The organism is Pseudomonas sp. R11-23-07 (assembly GCF_003852295.1).
GTDB lineage: Bacteria > Pseudomonadota > Gammaproteobacteria > Pseudomonadales > Pseudomonadaceae > Aquipseudomonas.
Genome location: NZ_CP027761.1, coordinates 847,292 through 865,944, shown reverse-complemented (window position 1 = coordinate 865,944; position 18,653 = coordinate 847,292). Strand labels below are relative to the sequence as shown.

The following is an 18,653-nucleotide window of genomic DNA, read 5'->3' as shown; positions in this document are numbered from 1 at the left end:
TTCAGCTCAGAGATAAGAAAGGAACAGGCTGTCGAGCAGCCGCGACCAGCCGGACACCATTACAAACAGCAGCAATTTGAGCGGCAGGGAAATGGTCATGGGTGAAACCATTTGCATGCCCAGCGCCAATAAGAGGTTGGAGACAATCAGGTCAATCACGATAAAGGGGATGTAGATCAGAAACCCGATCTCGAACCCCGCCTGCAGTTGCGACAACACATAGGCGGGAATCAGCAGGATCAGGTCTTCACGCTGCACCTCCTGCGCCATCTGCGCGGGCCAGAGGCGGTGGGTATTCTCCAACAGGTGGGTGAGCACGTCGGGGTCGAGATTGCGCAGCATGAATGCACGCAACGGCTTGATGGCCTCTGCGCCTGTCTGCAGCACCCCCTGCACGCTGCTCGTGTCCAGCGGAGAAATCTTGAGGCTTTCTGCGATCTGGTAGCCCACCGGCGCCATGATAAACAGCGTCGCGGCCAATGCGATGCCGTTGATAGCCATGCTCGGCGGCACTTGCTGCACGCCGATGGCATTGCGGGTAATCATCAGCACAATCACGATTTTCAAAAACGATGTGCAGATAATCAACAGCATCGGCATCAGCGTCAGCGTGGCAATAAACAGTGCGAGAACGAGGGGGTCCAGCCCCTGAACTGTCATCGACCGAAAAGCACGCGGGACAGCTGCAACCCCAAGCGGCCATCGACTTCCACCAGTTGGCCCTGCCCAATGGGACGGTCGCCGTAATACAGGCCTGCAAGGCCAGGCGCGTAACCGGTAATGCCCAGCACCGAGCCGGGCCCCAGATTGCGCAACTCGCCCAGCGTGAGGTTCAGCGTGCCGCAGCGAACATTCAGCGCCATGCTCAACTCATCGAATGGCTCGTGGCCAAAGATATCCACCACAGGTTCATCCTGCGCATCCTCGGAATAGGCATGCGCCGCAAAATTCTCGTCCACAGACGTGTCCTCGATAGAAGAAAGGGTCAGGCACAGAGTCCCGTTTTCATCGTCAATACTGCCCCGCAGCCGATGCCTGCCAACCTGCACATAACCGCTGCCCTGCGCCTGGAACAGCGCGAGCTCGGGGACCAGCACATCACCGGCGCGCAGGCCGCGTACCTGTGCAATGGTCAGGCGCATGCGTCCCAGGGTGACGGCAATCGCCAGTTGAAACTGCCCCGGCAGCGGCGCAGCGACAGAGCGCCATGGGGCGGCCTCGCACAACCCGAGAAAGCTTTCAGCGCTCAGCCACAGGTAGCCCATGACCCGTGAGGCGCCCAGGGACACGCTGAGCCGGCAACCGAACCCCTCGGGGCGATCCGTCTCCAGCAGCCGCATATAGCCGAACAGGTCACGTATCTGGGGGCTCAAGTAGTGCTGAAACAATGCCCAGAACCAGGAGTCCGGATCGTTGCCGGCCTGGGCCAACGTCACCGGGCACTCACCCATCAAGCTCAATTGCGGCCCCGGTTCGCTGAACGCCAATACCCCACTGGTGGTTTCAAAGCACAGCGACTGAGCGCCAACCGGCTCAGTGCCAGGCTCCAGGCGTAATTCACCGCGCTGTTCGGCCACCTGGAACGGCATACGCAACCCACGCCCCAGCCGTCGCCGGGCAGCCACTGCATCAGCCCTCACAGTGCGCAAGGCCAGAGAGGGCAACATCATGCCGGCGCCGAATTCGCCACGCACAGCGCCACCGGTAACGCCAGGCTCGCGGCGAGCCTGTGCTCACATTGGTGCCGTACGCCGTAGAGCCAGCGCGCTGTTGCGTCCTGCTGCGCCTCAAGCTCGATATTCCACCCCGCCCCTTCTCGACGAATACGGGCATTGATCCGCCCCAGGCGTGGCAAGTACATGGCCACCGTCAGCGGCCACGTCGAGCCGCTTTGCAGCCGAGGTATCAACTGCTCCGACAACGCCTCGACCATGGCGAGATCGCCGCCGGCCCGGGTTCCGGGCTGTGACGCGCTACGGCCCGAATCCTGTTCGTCATCACCGAACAATTGGCTAAAAAGCTGCCGTTGCTCCCAAGGCACTGGGGCGCCCACCTCGTGGACACGGTCCTCGCGAAGGTCGCGGCGGCGTTGGCGTTCAGGCGTGTTGGCTGAAATAGCGTTCATAGCGGTTCCTGCGTGAGTAAATTGGCCAATTCCTGCAGTTTTTCTACTTGGCGAAGGCACTGGGTGACGTGCTTCTGCGCGATACCTACCTCCACCTCACGCTGTTCCTGCTGCCCTTGCAGCTGTTGCACCTGGCCTTCTTCACGCCGGGTACCGGCAGACAGGCTTTGTTCCTTGCGATTCCACGACTTCAGCGCCTGAACGCTCACAACCTGCCCCTGGTGCTCGCTCAACAGTTGTGCACATTGGCGTTGCTCTTCCTGACGGGTTTTCTCCAGCAGGTCTTGGGCCTGCTGGATGTGCGCCACCAATGCCTGCTGGGATCGTTTGGCCTCGCGCAGCGCACGTTCGGCACGATCGGCCCGGTACCGACGCAACCGCCGCAGGGTTTCGATCTCACCGGGCAACGTTTCAGAATGGGACATAGGCAGTCAGCTCCGTCAGTTGGTCCATAGTCGTGTCGATCGCAGAAGGCTCACGCAAGTCTTGGCGCAGGAAGCTATCCACCGCCTGGCGGCTGCTTACCGCCATGTCGGTCAGGGCATCATTGCCTGCCTGGTACTCACCCAGCTTGAGCATCAGCTCGATCTGCTGGTAGGCCGACAACAGGCGCCGCAATGCCGTACCGGCCTGGATATGCCTGGGCTCGCAGACATTGGTCAAAATCCGCGACAGGCTGGCCAGCACGTCCACGGCCGGATAATGGCCCCGCTCGGCCAACTTGCGTGACAGCACGATATGGCCGTCGAGCAGCGAGCGAACTTCATCGGCCACCGGGTCATTCATCGAGTCCTGCTCGATCAACACCGTGTAGATGGCCGTGATCACGCCGTCACGCGTCAACCCCGCCCGTTCCACCAGGCGCGGCAACAGGCTGTACACCGAAGGCGGCAGACCGCCCCGCCCCAGCGGCTCGCCGGCAGCCAGGCCGATTTCACGCTGGGCTCGCGCAAAACGCGTCAAGGAATCGATCAACAAAAGCACGCGCTGGCCCTTGCGCCGGAAACCTTCGGCGAGCGCCGTCGCGGTGAAGGCGGCGCGGGCGCGCTCCATGCTGGAACGGTCAGAGGTGGAGCACACCAGCACCGCCTTGGCCCGCAGTTGGTCATCCAGTTCATGGTCAAGAAACTCGCGCAACTCTCGGCCCCGTTCGCCGATCAAACCGAACACGATCACATCGCAGTCCACGTTACGGGCGATCTCGGCCAACAAGGTGGTCTTGCCACAGCCTGCCCCCGCGAACAGCCCGACGCGCTGGCCTTCTCCCAGCGTCATCAGGCCGTCGATCGAACGCACCCCCGTGGCCAATGCGCGGTTGATGCGCGGCCGCTCTGTGGGTAACGGCGCCTCGCACAACACCGGGGTTGCGTCGGGCGTATCCGCTTCGGCGAACGCACTGGGACCGTTGCCGGCAATCGGCCGGCCGAAACCGTCCAGCACCTGGCCCAGCAGGTCATCACCCACCCGTACCCTGTGCGGCACACCAAGACGCTCCACGCTGGCGCCCACGCTCACGCCTTCCAGATTCCCCAGGGCACTGAGCACCGCATCCTGCTGATCGAAGCCAATGATCTCGGCGAGCATGTAATCGCCCGGTTGCTTTTCAACCTGGCACAGGTCGCCGATGCGCGCCTGGGGCAGCCGGCACTGCATCAGCATGCCGTTGACGCGCTGTATGCGACCGCGCATCGTGACCGGCGCAAAGCCGTTCAACGTCGCAGACTGACTGCGTTGCCAAGCCTCAAGACGCTCTTGCCACGCGCCGCTCACCAACGCACCTCATAGCGCTGCGCACCGTCGAACACCACCTTGCTGTTATCGATCAGCACCAGGCGCAGGCCATTGACTTCGTCGCCCACAAACAACCGAGTGCCCTCTTCCAGCACAACGTGGCCGTTCGGTCCGCTGATGATCTGCACGATCTTGAACGGCAGCGCTCCGTCACGCGTGCGTACGCGGCTGATCACCGGCACAGCGGTTTCGAACTGCCCGGCAAAGCGGTCGAGCATGCGGGCGACCAAGTCCGCCTCCTCTTGGGAAACATCACCGCTCAGGGAAATCTGACCATTGATGACTTGCAAGCTGACCCGTGAAGTCAGTTCCCGCTCGCCGAGCATCTTCAGCAATTGCTGGCGCACCTCAAAGGGCGAGCCCAGTTCGGGCTTCTGAACCACTACCGGCATCAGCGATGCCTGGGCCTTGCGCTCGCCACTAAAGATGATGCCGGCTGCCGCAATGAGCACGGCGAACGCAAGTACCAGGCTAAGCAAACGCTTTTGTTGGGACGATGGAATTGATGACAGTTTCAACGCGAGCGGCGCCTGCTCCGCAGGCTCAGGCGCCGCAGGTGCAGGCGCGGGTGCCTGTGGCCAGGGCTGATCGGCAGGGCTGACGCACAAGCGAACGGGACCGATCAAAAAGACCGTGTTCAGCGCAAGCTCGCCGATCTGCGCCAGCACTTGCCCATCGCTGTTTTCAAGCAGCCCCGCCTCGGCCTGCACCGACCACCGGCCATCGGCCAAGCGCAAACGTGCGTGATGCTCGGCAACCCCGGGATCGTTCAACACAAGATCAGCGTCCGGGTTGGCACCCACGCCCCACTGCTCACCAAACAACGGCAGCGCGGCGCCTTGATGCATACCATCCAGCACCCGCAGCTCGAACATCATGGGGCCACCCTCGATCCGGATAAAAATACCGCGCTCATGCCGCCGCCCCACGCATTGGTTCGTCCTGGCCCAGGTCGAAACGGCCCAATACCTTGACCTTGGAGTTGCTCCCCAGCTCGGCAAAAGACATCACCGGCACATGGTTGAACTCATCCAGCAAAAGCGCCCGTAACGGGCTGCGCAGATCCTGGGCAACCAACAGCACGCTCTTGGTTTTCGGCCTTAGCACAAAGGCCTGGTTGAGCAGCCCGACCAAGGCCGCACTGCTGTCGTTATCGAGGGCGAAAAACACCCCGCTCTGGGTTTGGCGCAACGCTTCGCGCAGGATGTTCTCGGTCTGTGGCGACAGGAGCCACGCATGCAGGCCATCGGCTTCGCTGTACTGGTGAAAAATCTGCGACTTGAGGGCGATCCGTGCGTAATCGGCCAGGGCATCCGGTTCACGCTCATGCTGGCCGTACTCGATCAATGACTCGACGATCAAACGTACGGCGCGCAATGGCACACCCTCACTCGCCAGGCGCTGCAGCACCGACGAAAAGCGCGAAAGCGGCATGATGCGCTGCAGCTCCTGCACCAGCTCCGGCTGGTTGTGTTCAAGCCAACTGAGGATCGACTTGCATTCCTGGATGCCGAGAAACCGCGGTCCGCTCAGCAACATCGCCCGCTTCATCCGTTCGATGATCAGGCTCTGGGCGCTGAAACGCTCAATCTGGGGGTCATCGAGCAATGGATCATCAGGGTCGAGCCACAGCCAGTCCGCCTCGTCCCGCTCGGCCAGGCCTCTATCGCCCCTGTCCGGGGGCTGCGCCAAGGAGGCGTATTCAACCGCAACACGGTCGCTGAGGGTCGCCGTCACGGTCGGAACTTCATGCACGCAAAAGCGCATCTCGTCGACGGCCAGCGCCTCACTGAACTCGGCTTCGAACGGGGGTAGCGTCAGCCCGATATTGGCGACCAGCGCATTTCGGGCCTGACGAATTTTTTGCACGATGTCGATGACCTCGGGGGCCCCGTACATCTGGCTGTTGAATTGCAGCAGATACGGCCGTGACGGGTCGAAGCCACGCAGGTCTTCACTGCCGTTCTCTTCCGGACGGACCGCTTTTTCGTCCGACGCCGCCGGGGAGTCCTCGCGCTGACGCTGGCGCATGAGGTAGTACCCCAGGGCGCCGGTCATCAGCGAAATCAGAATGAACACCACGGTAGGCATGCCGGGAAGCGTGGCGAAGGCCAACATGCCCACCGACGCGATCATCCAGCTCTTGGGTTCGCTGGTCATCTGCCGGGCAATTTCGGCGCCCATGTTGGTGACGCCCTTGCGCCCGTCCGGCGCCACTCGGGTGATGATCATGCCGGCCGTCAGGGAGATCAACAGCGCGGGAATCTGCGCGATCAGGCCGTCGCCGATCGTCAGTACCGAATACAGCGCCATCGACTCGCCCGCGCTCATCCCGTGCTGGAACATGCCGGTAGAAAAGCCTCCCAGCAGGTTGATGACCACGATGATCAGACCGGCAACGGCATCGCCCTTGACGAACTTCATGGCCCCGTCCATCGCCCCGAACAGCTGGCTTTCGCGGGATAACTGCTCACGTTTGTCCCGAGCCTGCATACCGTCGATCAACCCGGCGCGCAGGTCACTGTCGATCGACATCTGCTTGCCCGGCATCGCATCCAGACTGAAGCGGGCAGCCACTTCGGCGACCCGCTCCGAACCTTTGGTGATCACCAGGAAGTTGACGATGGTCAGGATCATGAAGATCACCAGCCCCACCGCCAGGTTGCCGCCCACCACGAAATTACCGAACGCCTCCACAATATCGCCCGCGTCCTGCTCCAGCAGAATCAAGCGTGTGGTGGCAATCGACAGGGCCAGGCGAAACATGGTGGTCAACAGCAGGATCGATGGAAACGACGAGAACGCCAACGGCCCCGGCAAGTACAGCGCCAGTACGATCAACAAGCAGGAAATACAGATGTTCAACGCGATCAGGATGTCCACCAGCCAAGTGGGCAGCGGCACGATAAAGATAAACACGATGGCCAGGACCACCACCGCGCCGAGCACTTCGGCACGCCGCGCCACCTTGAGCAGCACGCCATTGACCGATGACAGCAGTGTCACCCGGACGTCCTCGTTTCGCCGGAAAACGTCTGATGGCCGCGCTCTTCGCGCGCCCACTCAACCATGACGTCCTTGAACGCTTTCACGGCAGAAGCCTGGGATTGCGCATCAAGCCACCAGGCCTTGGGCAGACTTTTTACTTCCGTGGCCAATTCATTAAGCGAGCGCAGACGAGCGGCAAGCAGCGTCCCCCCAAACTCACTGGCCAGCCTTTGCACCTCGACCGCATCGATACCGGTACTGGCATAACCCAGAAAACGCTGCAATAAATCCACCGCCTCCAGATCGACATTCAGGCGCCGGATCAACGCATCACAGTTGCCCAGCACCGAGCGCAGTTCACGACACTGCGCCAACCCCTTAAGCAGCAGGTGCAATTTTTCCGTGGGCACCGACTGGGTGTGCGCCGCGATATCGCCGTTCAGCGCCTGAGTCATCAGGTCGACGCCTTTGGAAAACGCCGTTAAGCCGTACATCTTCAACAGCGTCTGCAGCATCAACGCCAAGGATTGGCGAACGACCACGGAGGCGTAATAAAGCGTACGCACGTCCTGACGCTCCTGCGGGTCAGCGCTGGCCTCCTTCAATGCCAAGGCGATATTCAGGCCTGCCTGGATGTGCCCGCCGAAATCCTGCCTCAGCGCTTTCAAGGCCCCGCGCGCCAGGCCCTCTTCTACTGTCAGCCCATTGGTTTGCGCTTCGTTGGCGATGAATTGAAGCACCACGAAGGCACGCGCGGGGTCACCCCCGGCATGGCTTACCAATTTTTCGACAGTGGGCTTGCGCAGCAACTCGAACCGAAGCCGACGAACAACGGTTTCCAGCGTGGCCAGGCCGGGGTGACCCAGTTGTTCATAGAGCTGCACGAACTCTGCGACAGGCGAAACTTTTGTGCCAATGGATCGCCGGCCCAGGGCCTGTGCGTTGAGTGCCACTTCTTCGCTGAAAATCTGCGCGATGTCATCTAAGCCCTGCGAACGGATTGGCACATCGACAGTGCTCACACTGGGCTTGTCCGCAGGTTGGATCTGCTGCACATCGTTGAAGGATTCGACTTTCATGGGCGGGCCAGAATGGGAAGTTTGTGTCCCTATGTGGCAAGCCGCTGCGGTTCAGTTCCATCAAAACATTTCACGGCGAGGGGTATGAAAATACCCGCACACCCAGATCGTCTTCTTTGCAAGTTACGGCACAGAAAACCCCTAACAAAAAATATATATCTATATAAATCAATAAGTTGTGTGTTTTTCCCATTTGGCACAGCCGGTGCAAAAGGGGTCCCTATCGAAACCATTTCGATCGAGCCTTCCCGGAGGAAAAACAACATGAAAATACCTATTGGCGATCTAGTTCACCTCGTCGGCAATTCGCCTCAGTTCATGGTCCAGCTGACGGACGACCAGCAAAAAAAACTGCGACGCTTCATTCATAAACGCGTGCTCAACCCTGAAGATGCGGACGATCTCCTGCAATTGACTTACCTGGAAGCATGGCGCAACAGAGAGCGTTTCAGCGGGCAGGCCACACTCAGCACTTGGATGTGCGGAATTGCGCAGAATTTGATCCGCAACCACTTCAGGCGCATGTATGCCAAACCGGTGCATTGCGAGTTCGATGAATCGTTGTGGCATGGCCAGGAAGAACACAACAGCCTGGACTGGGAGTTTGAAGTCAACCGACGGCTTGAAAAGACCCTGAACGCCATCGACCACCTGCCGATAGAAATGCGCAAAACGCTTTACGCTTCGCTCGAGACCGATGGTAGCTATCAGGACACCGCCGATGCGTTGGACATCCCCATCGGCACGGTACGCTCACGTTTGTCGCGAGCGCGCGAACAGCTCAAACGCGTGACGCGCAACCCGTTGCCGTAAGTCTCGCCACAGCAACACCGTTGGGCGAAAGGGATATCTGCCCAACACGATTGACGCTTGATGGGCGCGACCGCCCGAGAATCGCAGCCTGAAGAGCCCCCCGCCGCTCGTCGCCAATCAGCCTGTTTTTCGTTAAACAGTTGAAAGCGTAGAAAAAACTTAACAAAACCTCTTGACGCATTCCCGTTCTGCGCGAATAATGCGCGCCACTTGGCTACATAGCTCAGTTGGTTAGAGCATAGCATTCATAATGCTGGGGTCCGGGGTTCAAGTCCCTGTGTAGCCACCAAGTACTAAAAACGGCTTACCGAAAGGTAGGCCGTTTTTTATGCCCGCTGTTTACCTTTCATGCGGTGGAAGCCGGCGTCCTTATGCGCAGGTCCCCCTGGTCGATCGTCAGGTCATGGCCAGGCAGGCTGCTCAGCGTATCGTTCAAGTTCATCCGCAGTGGTTTATCCGCATCCACCCCGTACTCGAAGTCGACGTTGACGTGTTTTCGCGTATAGCTGATAGCCGCGCTGCTGGAAAAACTCAGATTCATCATGGCTGGCACCGACATGCCATGGGACTGGCTCGCGGTGTAGCTCATGCTCATGCTTTTGACGCGCAGGTTGTTCGGATCTCCCAGTGCCCGCTTGATCAGCGGCTCGGTATCCGCGCCCGCAAGCAGGCTGCGCTCGATGGTGCGTAGAACCTCTGGCTTGAGTTCCATGCCAAGCCTCACTGAAGTCCCTTCACCACGCTGCAGTTGACCGATCACCTGGGCAAACTGCGGGTCATCCTTGAGCCACTGTTCGATGGCGGCCTTGTTGGCCGGCGCGACATCGTCCAACCAGTCATGCCGCCCGTTATCGCGTAACCCCACGCGCGTGATGGAGGACTCGACCGATGCCAGCTGCTGCAGCCCCTTGTTCATCAAGTCTTGTTGGGTCATCAACGCGTCCAGCGACTGACTGATGGCGTAATAAGCGTCCGGCTTCGTCGCCAACGCCGGATGAGTGGAAAGAAACTGCTGCAACTTGGCCAGTTGTTCTTTTGGGGAGCCCTGCGCGCCCAACGGGTCGGCGGCGGCCAAGTCCCGTTTGAACTGGGGGGAATACAGTGACAGGCTGCTGTGAATATCATCGACCTGAGATTGAGTCACTGGCTGCGGCGGCTTGAAAGAAAAGCTGAAGGCCTGTGACTGCCCCCGGTCAAATTTCACCATGACCGATACGTCCGCCGAGGCAGCAACCATCGTCGCCGGCCCGCTGGCCCCGGCACTGCCCGCCAACGCCAACGTACTGATCGGCGCAAAGTTGGCCCCCACGCCGCCCTGCCTCAGCCACTGCGCGCTGCTTGCCTGGTCCCGGCTGGTGCCCGTCGCAGAGCGCGTGGTGGCTTGGCTTTTATCCGTGTGCGCAAGGTTAAGGTTACCCATCACTCCAATCCCGGCGCGTATCACTGAATCCAACTCGGCGATGTCTTCCTGCGGGCTGTACATCAAACGCAGTTGCGCGAGCCCATCCAGGTTAACGTCAGCACTGAGTTTCGAGCTTTCGCCAACTGCGCCTTTTTCTCCCAGCGCCAATAAGTCGTGGAAGCCCCCGGACTGCCCCATAAGTATCGACATCATCTTGCCGAAGTCCGACTCCTTCACATCGAAACTGATGTTCGATCCAGTGTTCTTCACAACGGCGGCCGTCAGCTCACCGGCAACTCTCAGGCCGGGCCCCACTGCACCGTCCCCGCGACCTAACGTCGCCCCCGTGGCCACGGAGCCGGCCAGGCGCCGCATATCGTCGCGGCTGATCTGGACCCTGGCTCCCTTGTCGGTGCGGGTGATACTCACACCATGCGTATGAGACCTGGAGGCTCCCAGAAAAAACTCTACGGCTGGCGCAGGTTTTATACCGGTCACCATCAGCCCCAGGCTTTCGCCCTGGGTTCGGCTGGGGTTAAGGGTTTGACCACTTTCCATCTGCTGCACTTGCTGTGTCATTGCCTGCGTAATGGACGCATCGGCGGGCAACCCCAGCAGGCCCGAAAGATGCCAATGCAAGGCAGACCCCGGCGTGCCAAGGTCCTTGGCCAATAGCTTGAAATTGTCATACAGGGATTCCGCCTGGCTATAACTGGCGACTTTCTGGCTGGCCAGTTTATGGACAGGGCTGTCATCAAACCCTTTCATCACAGTGCCCATGGACGCTTCGATTCTTTTCAAGGCACTGGGGCTGTGGCCAGTAATGCTGTCGAGTTCCTTGGCCAGGTCGTTTAGTTGCTTGAGCGTATTGGCATGGTGAATAAGGTCGCCCTCTACGAGAGCCGAAGGGTGGTCGAGATCGCGTTTACGCTCAGGTTTCCACTTGGGCAACGTCAAGCCTTGACCTTCGAAGTTGGCCAGCAGGCCTGCCGTTGAAGGCTCCGATGAAGGCGCAACCCGTTTGAATGCCTCATGCAGTTGGTGCAGCGTCGACTCAGGGCTCGTCAGCGCTCGGCTCAGCGTGGGCCGTGGGTCAAACGCCAGCCCGTGTACGTCTCCTAACAGGCGGGCGCTCGATTGGCTGCTTTCTGTTACCTGCGTCAACGCCTGGCTGATCCGCATGGCCAATGCCTGACGCGGCCCGGGCTCGCACAGGGCGGCGAGACGCGCATTCAGGTCAGCGGCAACCGGCTTGCTCTTGGAAAGAGATGCGAGCTGCTGGTGCAGTTGCTTATCGTCAGCGTAAACGTGCTCCAGCCCCCGGCGCCCGTTTACGTGATGTTGAATGGATTTGCCTTTCTCACTGATGGCTTCCAGAGGATGAAAGTGCGCGTTGAGTCCCTGGAAAAAATTGCGCTGGAGCGGCACGCCTTCACGGGTTTGCCCCACGACAGTGCTTGTGGCCGTCAGCGCGCCTCCTGCCATCGGCTTGCGCATCTGCGCGGCCGATAACGTATCGGCCAATGAGGGCCGCTGCACCGCCACTGCCAACGGCCCCCACGCCATTGCGCCCAAGGCCGCCTTATCGAGTCGATGGAACTGTTTATCCCATCCGCCAACCAGATGCTTATCAGCCCCCATCCGCAAGGAATCCAGCGATTGGCCCTGCGGTAATTCAATCTGGGTCCAGCTTGGCGCGGCACCGTCGCGGCCCTGCCAGGCGTGGTAATCCATCTTGAACAATTCGCCCGCCTGGGTGTGCGCATAAAGACTTGCTTCATGATCGAGCGCCAGGGTTTTTATGGCGAGCGCGGGGGAAAGCCGTAACGGGTTGACCACCCCATCCACGCAGGCTTGGAGCTGATGGTTTTTATCGACGGTTACAAAGTTGCGACCGTCAGCGATAGCGAATCCAGTGACAGGGCGCTGAGGATCGCCCGCCAGCACCTCGTCAAGTGACACTTGAGGACGGGGCTTGGGCAGTGCGCTCAATTCATGGCTGGCCCCCTCGAAGACGGGGTCACGCACCTTTTGCAGGGTCACCGCTTTGAGCTGCCCTTCCTGCAGCACATAGGCACGTCCGTCCAACCCTCGCTCCAGCTGTGTGACGCCCTGCAGCCCCGAGTGATCCCAACGCTGCGCAGCCGCGTCCCAGCTCAACAACGCGCCTGCGTCAAACGCAACCTTGCCGCGAGGGCCGAGGTCGACTGCGGTCGTCAGCGCCTGCTGGCTGGGCAACGGCAGACCTTTCTCGATGCCCTTGACCCACACATCGCTCAGGTTCCACTGAGGGCGCAGCCCGCTTGCATTATCCAAGGGTACGCTGTGCAGTTGCTGCCGGGCATCGCGAACCTGGGCATTGAGCTGCCCGGCATCATCATGGAAGAAACCTTCGACATGCACAGCGCCCTTTAGCGCCTGCTCCAATGATTCGAGCGATTGCGCAGCCATCGGCAACACGCCGTCCCGAGCCATGCGCACATCCGCGCGCAGCAGTTCGCCATCGGCCGTGGCCCCAAACAGCGTACTGCCGGCCAAACCGATTCGGGTAAGTTGCACAGGCGCGCCGGTCTCATCAACCGGGCGTACATCCGCCGCCCCGGCACCTTGAATCTGCACCACCGGCGCACCCTGAACCTGACTCAATACAACCGAGCTGCGCCCTTGCGCACTGCTGTCCAGCGCCCCCTGGGGTGTTTTCGACAAGTGCCCCTCACCGGTCAGCCCAATACGACTGTAGGCCTGGTTGTCGGGGTCGGGCAACCACGACAGGGTCAGAGGTTCGAAGCGATACAGGCGCTGTTCGTCCAGACGAAACTGCTTGCCATCGACCGTCGTCTGTACACCGCTGACGCTTGCCAAATGCCCGCGACCAGGGCTGTCAAAAGACGAAACGCCCCCGTCGCCGCCGACAGGATCGGGCACGCTGCTTTTGAATACCGCCGCGACAGCGGGCGTAGACTGAATATGAAACAGGTAATCTCGCCCATCCCTGACACGCAAGGTGCCTGCGGCGCAGGCGCCATCGGCGACAAAGTGTCTGGTTGGCGCGTTGAGATGAAGGGCAATATCGCGTGCCACCCTGGTCGTGTCAGGTTCCAGCTGTCCGTCCTTGAGGCGGATATCGAACAGCATTGAGGCGGGGGTCAACGATTGATAGCGAGGTGACTGTTGGGTGGGCACCGCGGCCTTGTCGGGCGTGGAGGAGTAGTTGATAACACTGAGCGGCGCGTGGGGCAAATTGTCTAGTCTTCTGTGCATAACTGGCTCCAGAAATAGCTTAATACCAGTAATGCTGTGAGCGTTTACGTGGCTTTGGTTCCAGCGTCGCGAAATAAAACCAGGCCTCGACGGGCTCAGCCAGAAAAAACAGCCCGACCGCCCTTCCCCGTCTTTCGTGCGTTAAAGTCTGCCGACAGGAAGACCAGATCATTCTCAAGATGAACGGAGTTCAGCGCGTGCTTTTTATTTCCCGCCGTCAACTGGCAATAGTTGCCACCACCCTCGCCCTGGCCGGCTGCCACACCGCAATCAATGAACCACCGCCCGCCCCGGAGCTGGGTTCGGGCTATCGCACCGACCTCACCCCCCGCCACGCCGAACGTCATATGGCCGCCGCCGCCAACCCGCTGGCCGCCGAAGCCGGGCGCGAGATGTTGCGCCAGGGCGGCTCGGCAATCGATGCGGCGATCGCCATGCAAGCGGTGCTGACGCTGGTGGAACCGCAGTCCTCCGGCATCGGCGGAGGCGCCTTTATCATGCTGTGGGACGGCGCAAACGTGCACGCCTATGATGGCCGTGAAACCGCCCCGGCCGGGGCGACAGAGCGGCTATTCCTGAACGCCGACGGTACGCCGATGGCATTCACCGATGCGCAGATTGGCGGGCGCTCGGTGGGCACGCCAGGGGTATTGCGGGCACTGGAAATGGCGCACAAGCAGCACGGCCATCTGCAATGGGCCAAGCTGTTCGAACCGGCGATTCGTTTGTCCGAACAGGGTTTCGCGATTTCCCCACGCTTGTACAGCTTGATCGCGGCCGACCGCTTTATCGCGCAATCGCCGGACATGGCCGCTTACTTTCTGAATACCGATGGGTCGCCAAAAGCCACCGGCACGCTGTTGAAGAACCCGGCGCTGGCGGAGGTGTTCAAACGCATCGCCAAGGAAGGGCCGGATGCGCTGTATCACGGCTCGATTGCCGATGAGATCGCGCGCAAGGTGCAAGGCAATCGCAATGCTGGCAGCCTGACTCAGGCCGACCTTACGGGCTACGCCGCCAAGCAACGCACACCGCTGTGTACCGACTACAAACACTGGAAGGTGTGTGGCATGCCGCCGCCGTCGTCGGGTGGGATCGCCGTTGCGCAAATCCTCGGGACGTTGCAAGCGTTGGAGACCCACGATCCACGCCTGGCCATCGCGCCGATGACGCCAATACGGAGCACCTCGCCCGCCGGGCTTGAACCGACGCCCGAGGCCGTGCACCTGATCGCTGAAGCCGGGCGCCTGGCCTTCGCTGACCGTGCACTTTACGTGGCCGATGCGGACTTTACGCCGGTGCCGGTCGCAGGTCTCATCGCCCCCGATTACTTGGCCCAGCGCGCCGCACTGATCGGTGAACGCAGCATGGGCGTGGCCAAGCCAGGCCAACCGGCGGGCATCCGGGTAGCCTACGCGCCAGACCGATCGCCGCTGCGTATCTCCACCTCACAAGTGGTGGCCGTAGATGACCAGGGCGGCGCCGTTTCGATGACCACCACAGTGGAAGCAGCGTTCGGCTCCCATGTGATGGTGCAGGGCTTTTTGCTCAATAACCAGATGACCGACTTCTCGTTCATTGCCCAAGAAAACGGCCAGCCCGTCGCCAACCGCGTGCAGCCCGGCAAGCGTCCGCGTTCGGCCATGGCACCGACGCTGGTGTTCGATCGTCAGAGCGGTGAATTGCTGGCCACGGTGGGTTCGCCGGGCGGCTCGCAGATCATCGAGTACGTGAGCAAATCACTGGTGGCCATGCTCGATTGGAAACTCGACCCGCAAGCTGCGATCAGCCTGCCCAATTTCGGTAGCCGCAACGGCGCCACCGAACTGGAAGCCGGGTTGTTCAGCCCAGGCGTGAAGCAGGCATTGAAGAGCAAGGGCCATGCGCTGAGCGAGATCGATATGACCAGCGGGGTCCAGGCGATCGTTCGCACACGGGATGCTCAGGGCAAGGTGTCACTCAGCGGCGGTGCAGACCCACGGCGCGAAGGCGAAGCACTGGGCGATTGACCCGCCCTGTGTGGCGCGGCGAGTTGAAAGCAAGGCTTCCTGCCAAGGCTCGCCAGCCTCTGCACGATCGTACAAGACCTCGGCAGACAAGGCATACAGACTGGGTTAACGTGTTTCCACCTCCTTTTGTGACAAGTCACCATGGGCAACCCTACCCACACCCTCGACTGGCTGCACCGCGCCCCGCACGCCAGCGGCCTGGACCGTATCGAGGCGTACTTTGCCGGCTTTGCGTTCGACCCCCATCGCCATGACACCTACGCCATCGGCCGCACGTTGTTCGGCGTGCAGAGTTTTCATTATCGCGGCGGCATGACCCACAGCTTGCCCGGCACCACCATGGTCATTCACCCCGATGAAGTCCATGACGGCCGCGCTGGCAGCACGGAAGGCTTCAAGTACCGGATGATTTATGTGCAGCCGGCGCTGATCCAGCAGATCCTCGGCGGTAAGCCGTTGCCCTTCATACCCGGCGGCGTGTCCACCGACCCTCGGCTGCATCGCGCCAGCGAAGTGTTGCTGCAAAGCCTGGATTGCCCGATCGACCCGATGCAGGAGCAGGACGCGATGTTCGACCTGGCCCAGGCGCTGAGCGAGGCGTGCGGCGCAATCGCCAACCGCAAATCCTTTGACTACATCGCCGCTGAGCGCGCCCGGGAATTTATCCACAGCGCCCTGGGCCGCAGCATCACCCTGGATGAAATGGCCGAGCATGCCGAGCGCGACCGCTGGGCATTGTCGCGGGATTTCCGCTTGCTGTTCGGCACCAGCCCCTACCGCTACCTGACCATGCGTCGCTTGGACCTGGTGCGCCAATTGTTGGCCCAGGGCCTGCCACTGGTGGATGCGGCAATGACCGCCGGCTTCACCGACCAAAGCCACATGACCCGGCAATTTCGCAGCGCCTACGGCATGCCGCCGTCGCGGTGGGTGAAGATGCTCGGGCGCTGATCCAAGACTTGGAATGCATTCAAATGTGGGAGGGGGCTTGCTCCCGATGGCGGTGGGTCAGTTTCGGATGCGTTACTGACACGGCCTCATCGGGAGCAAGCCCCCTCCCACATTTTGGATAAGGTGGCGTTGCTGGCATTTGGTCATGGTTTGTAAAGGGCCAGCAAGCCGTGTCCCTTTAAATTGCAGGACGTTTCCGAGACAATCCCCGCCGCCTTGTGCCTGTTGGAATCGATGGCTAGTCTTCGGTCCGTCACTGAGTTTCAGTGATCGGGTTTAGCAGCCTGAGTTCAATAGGCACACGTTCACACTGCATCATGGCGGCTGTGCGTGGGGCACCTTCGGGTGCGCTGGTTTCCTATTGACCGGTCTGCTAACCCGCGTACAGCTGCCACCCTACGTTTAGCAGCGTTGGTGGTCGCTCCCTTGTTCAATAGGAGCCACACCATGACTAAAGCACTTCCCGATCCACCCATGGATTGCCTCGTCGTCAATGAAGAGCTCAGCTTCGAAGACGCCCAACTTTATATTTCCCATCTGATCCATAGCGCATCGGCAACCGTATGGGACTGTTGCGACCATCTGCAACCCCACGACCGAGCCAAGATCCACGCCGTGTGGCATTTGCTGGAGATCGCCAAAACCGTTCTAAATCGCACCATCGACTGCATGCCGCGCACCTGAAAACACCACTAACCGAATGTGGGAGGGGGCTTGCTCCCGATGGCGGTGTATCAGCGACAGATAGGCTGGCTGACACGCTGCTATCGGGAGCAAGCCCCCTCCCACATTTGAGTGCTGTTGTATTCAAAACCGCGTACGGCGTTGACGCGGGCTTTGAGAGAGAAAACCTAATCAGTCAGTTCGTCAGTTGGTTGGCAAATTGCCCGACGGCGCTTACCACTTTTTGCGCGCCATCCTGAATCTCCACGATCACCGTGCCCGCTTCCGCCGCCAGCGCCAGGCCTTGCTCGGCTTGCTGGCGGCCGCCGACCATCAAGGCTACTGCGTCGCGGGCCATGTCCTGGTTCTGACGCACGACGCCGACTATTTCTTCGGTGGCTTTGCTGGTCCGAGAAGCCAATTGCCGCACCTCATCGGCCACCACCGCAAAGCCACGTCCCTGCTCACCGGCCCGCGCAGCTTCAATGGCCGCGTTGAGCGCCAGCAGGTTGGTCTGCTCGGCGATGCCGCTGATGGTCTTGACGATGCTGCCGATCACCTGGGACTGGGCGTTCAACGCCTCGATACCTTCGCCGGCCCGCTGCATATGCTCGGCCAGGTCACGCATTACCTCCACCGCCTGAGTCACCACGGTGGTGCCGCGCTGGGCGCTGTCATCGGTTTGCCGGGAGGTGCTGTAGGCAATGTTGGCAGCCTCGGCCACCGCAAGCTCGCGGTTGACCTGGTCGGTGATCACCGTGGCGAACTTGACCACTTTGTACAGCCGCTCATTGGCGTCAGCCACCGGGTTATAGGTGGCTTCCAACCACACCAGGCGGCCATGACTGTCCACGCGTTTGAAGCGCGCCGCGACGAACTCACCGGCGTTCAGGCGCTTCCAGAATTGTTGATACTCAGGGCTGTTGTATTCCTGTGGCTCACAGAACATACGGTGATGTTTACCCTGGATCTGCGCCAGGCTGTAACCCATGGCGTTGAGGAAGCGGTCGTTGGCGGTGAGCACCTGCCCGTCGAGGTCGAACTCGATCAATGCGGTGGAGCGCATCAGCGCGGTGATCAGGTTTTCATGTTCACGCGAACTCTCGATGGTGCGCGTGAGGTCGCTGGAATACATCGCAAAATGCAGAAGACGCCCGTCCGAACTGCGCACCGGCTGTAGGATCGAGCGTAGCCACGCCTCTTTGCCGCTACCGCGCATCAAGCGCACGGCTCCCGCGAAGTGTTCGCCACGCGCCAGCGCATGCTTGAAGCGCAACTGGAACTCGTTCTGGCGGATGTGGGCCGGCGTCAGGTCTTCAATCGGCCGCCCCACAATCTCGCCCAACGGGTAGGCCAGTTCCCGCAGGAAGTTGGCATTCGCCCACTCCACCCGCCCATCAGGACCGAGCGTCAGACACAGCATTTCGTTTTCCAGGCTCTCTTTGACCTGGAGCAAGCTCGACAATTCTTCGCGAAGAGCCGACAGCTCCTGCTTCAGGCGGGTATTGAACATGGGGCACCGATGGCAAGTGAGGTGGGTGTCTAACCTGCATCGGCGCAGCTGGCCTTTT

Annotated in this window: 14 protein-coding genes and 1 tRNA gene; 5 read left to right on the top strand and 10 right to left on the bottom strand. The window is 60.8% G+C overall.

The window, feature by feature from the left end; all coding sequences use genetic code 11:
* Nucleotides 1–6: 6 nt before the first annotated feature.
* The 8 genes from sctR to C4J84_RS03635 are packed head-to-tail and all read right to left on the bottom strand — an operon-like array spanning nt 7 to nt 7,983.
* Nucleotides 7–660, bottom strand: a complete 654-nt coding sequence (gene sctR, locus C4J84_RS03670; RefSeq protein WP_124365738.1) for a type III secretion system export apparatus subunit SctR — start codon at nt 658–660, stop codon at nt 7–9.
* Nucleotides 657–1,670 (bottom strand): FliM/FliN family flagellar motor switch protein, encoded by a 1,014-nt coding sequence (locus tag C4J84_RS03665; protein ID WP_124434927.1) that lies wholly within the window; start codon nt 1,668–1,670, stop codon nt 657–659. Before C4J84_RS03665 ends, sctR begins: the two co-directional genes overlap by 4 nt.
* On the bottom strand, nt 1,667–2,125 hold the full coding sequence (locus tag C4J84_RS03660; RefSeq protein WP_124434926.1) for a type III secretion system HrpP C-terminal domain-containing protein: 459 nt from the start codon (nt 2,123–2,125) through the stop codon (nt 1,667–1,669). Before C4J84_RS03660 ends, C4J84_RS03665 begins: the two co-directional genes overlap by 4 nt.
* Nucleotides 2,122–2,550 carry a YscO family type III secretion system apparatus protein gene (locus C4J84_RS03655; RefSeq protein ID WP_124413782.1) on the bottom strand — a complete coding sequence of 143 codons (429 nt, stop codon included), beginning with the start codon at nt 2,548–2,550 and terminating at the stop codon, nt 2,122–2,124. Before C4J84_RS03655 ends, C4J84_RS03660 begins: the two co-directional genes overlap by 4 nt.
* On the bottom strand, nt 2,537–3,895 hold the full coding sequence (locus tag C4J84_RS03650) for a FliI/YscN family ATPase (protein WP_124434925.1): 1,359 nt from the start codon (nt 3,893–3,895) through the stop codon (nt 2,537–2,539). Before C4J84_RS03650 ends, C4J84_RS03655 begins: the two co-directional genes overlap by 14 nt.
* Nucleotides 3,892–4,791 (bottom strand): FHA domain-containing protein, encoded by a 900-nt coding sequence (locus C4J84_RS03645; protein WP_164487823.1) that lies wholly within the window; start codon nt 4,789–4,791, stop codon nt 3,892–3,894. Before C4J84_RS03645 ends, C4J84_RS03650 begins: the two co-directional genes overlap by 4 nt.
* Nucleotides 4,792–4,828: 37 nt before the next feature.
* Nucleotides 4,829–6,922, bottom strand: a complete 2,094-nt coding sequence (gene sctV / locus C4J84_RS03640) for a type III secretion system export apparatus subunit SctV (RefSeq protein ID WP_124408995.1) — start codon at nt 6,920–6,922, stop codon at nt 4,829–4,831.
* On the bottom strand, nt 6,919–7,983 hold the full coding sequence (locus tag C4J84_RS03635) for an HrpJ domain-containing protein (protein WP_124434923.1): 1,065 nt from the start codon (nt 7,981–7,983) through the stop codon (nt 6,919–6,921). Before C4J84_RS03635 ends, sctV begins: the two co-directional genes overlap by 4 nt.
* Nucleotides 7,984–8,247: 264 nt before the next feature.
* Between C4J84_RS03635 and C4J84_RS03630 the strand changes: the two genes are divergently transcribed.
* On the top strand, nt 8,248–8,796 hold the full coding sequence (locus tag C4J84_RS03630; protein ID WP_124361172.1) for an RNA polymerase sigma factor: 549 nt from the start codon (nt 8,248–8,250) through the stop codon (nt 8,794–8,796).
* A gap of 212 nt (nt 8,797–9,008) precedes the next feature.
* Nucleotides 9,009–9,085, top strand: a tRNA-Met gene (locus C4J84_RS03625).
* A 57-nt stretch (nt 9,086–9,142) separates the two neighbouring features.
* On the opposite strand, the gene C4J84_RS03620 is transcribed toward C4J84_RS03625, so the two are convergent.
* Nucleotides 9,143–13,333 carry an AvrE-family type 3 secretion system effector gene (locus tag C4J84_RS03620; protein WP_256681380.1) on the bottom strand — a complete coding sequence of 1,397 codons (4,191 nt, stop codon included), beginning with the start codon at nt 13,331–13,333 and terminating at the stop codon, nt 9,143–9,145.
* Between the two features lie 323 nt (nt 13,334–13,656).
* On the opposite strand from C4J84_RS03620, the gene ggt reads away from it, so the two are divergent.
* The 3 genes from ggt (at nt 13,657) to C4J84_RS03605 (ending at nt 17,103) form a co-directional block, all read left to right on the top strand.
* Nucleotides 13,657–15,468: a gamma-glutamyltransferase gene (gene ggt / locus C4J84_RS03615; protein WP_372238197.1), complete on the top strand. Its 1,812-nt coding sequence runs from the start codon at nt 13,657–13,659 to the stop codon at nt 15,466–15,468.
* A gap of 141 nt (nt 15,469–15,609) precedes the next feature.
* Nucleotides 15,610–16,419, top strand: coding sequence for an AraC family transcriptional regulator (locus C4J84_RS03610; RefSeq protein WP_124365728.1), 810 nt, complete (start codon nt 15,610–15,612; stop codon nt 16,417–16,419).
* A 447-nt stretch (nt 16,420–16,866) separates the two neighbouring features.
* Entirely contained in the window at nt 16,867–17,103 is a 237-nt protein-coding gene (locus tag C4J84_RS03605) for a hypothetical protein (protein ID WP_124365727.1), read from the top strand.
* A gap of 175 nt (nt 17,104–17,278) precedes the next feature.
* Here C4J84_RS03605 and C4J84_RS03600 read toward each other — a convergent pair whose 3' ends face one another.
* Nucleotides 17,279–18,595 (bottom strand): PAS domain-containing methyl-accepting chemotaxis protein, encoded by a 1,317-nt coding sequence (locus C4J84_RS03600; protein WP_124369492.1) that lies wholly within the window; start codon nt 18,593–18,595, stop codon nt 17,279–17,281.
* Between the last annotated feature and the right edge of the window lie 58 nt (nt 18,596–18,653).

Coding starts and splice junctions, on each gene's coding strand:
- sctR (WP_124365738.1), bottom strand. CDS start 660: ATGACAGTTCAGGGGCTGGACCCCCTCGTTCTCGCACTGTTTATTGCC.
- C4J84_RS03645 (WP_164487823.1), bottom strand. CDS start 4,791: ATGTTCGAGCTGCGGGTGCTGGATGGTATGCATCAAGGCGCCGCGCTG.
- C4J84_RS03655 (WP_124413782.1), bottom strand. CDS start 2,550: ATGTCCCATTCTGAAACGTTGCCCGGTGAGATCGAAACCCTGCGGCGG.
- C4J84_RS03630 (WP_124361172.1), top strand. CDS start 8,248: ATGAAAATACCTATTGGCGATCTAGTTCACCTCGTCGGCAATTCGCCT.
- C4J84_RS03660 (WP_124434926.1), bottom strand. CDS start 2,125: ATGAACGCTATTTCAGCCAACACGCCTGAACGCCAACGCCGCCGCGAC.
- C4J84_RS03635 (WP_124434923.1), bottom strand. CDS start 7,983: ATGAAAGTCGAATCCTTCAACGATGTGCAGCAGATCCAACCTGCGGAC.
- C4J84_RS03665 (WP_124434927.1), bottom strand. CDS start 1,670: ATGATGTTGCCCTCTCTGGCCTTGCGCACTGTGAGGGCTGATGCAGTG.
- C4J84_RS03610 (WP_124365728.1), top strand. CDS start 15,610: ATGGGCAACCCTACCCACACCCTCGACTGGCTGCACCGCGCCCCGCAC.
- C4J84_RS03600 (WP_124369492.1), bottom strand. CDS start 18,595: ATGTTCAATACCCGCCTGAAGCAGGAGCTGTCGGCTCTTCGCGAAGAA.
- C4J84_RS03605 (WP_124365727.1), top strand. CDS start 16,867: ATGACTAAAGCACTTCCCGATCCACCCATGGATTGCCTCGTCGTCAAT.
- C4J84_RS03620 (WP_256681380.1), bottom strand. CDS start 13,333: ATGCTGTTCGATATCCGCCTCAAGGACGGACAGCTGGAACCTGACACG.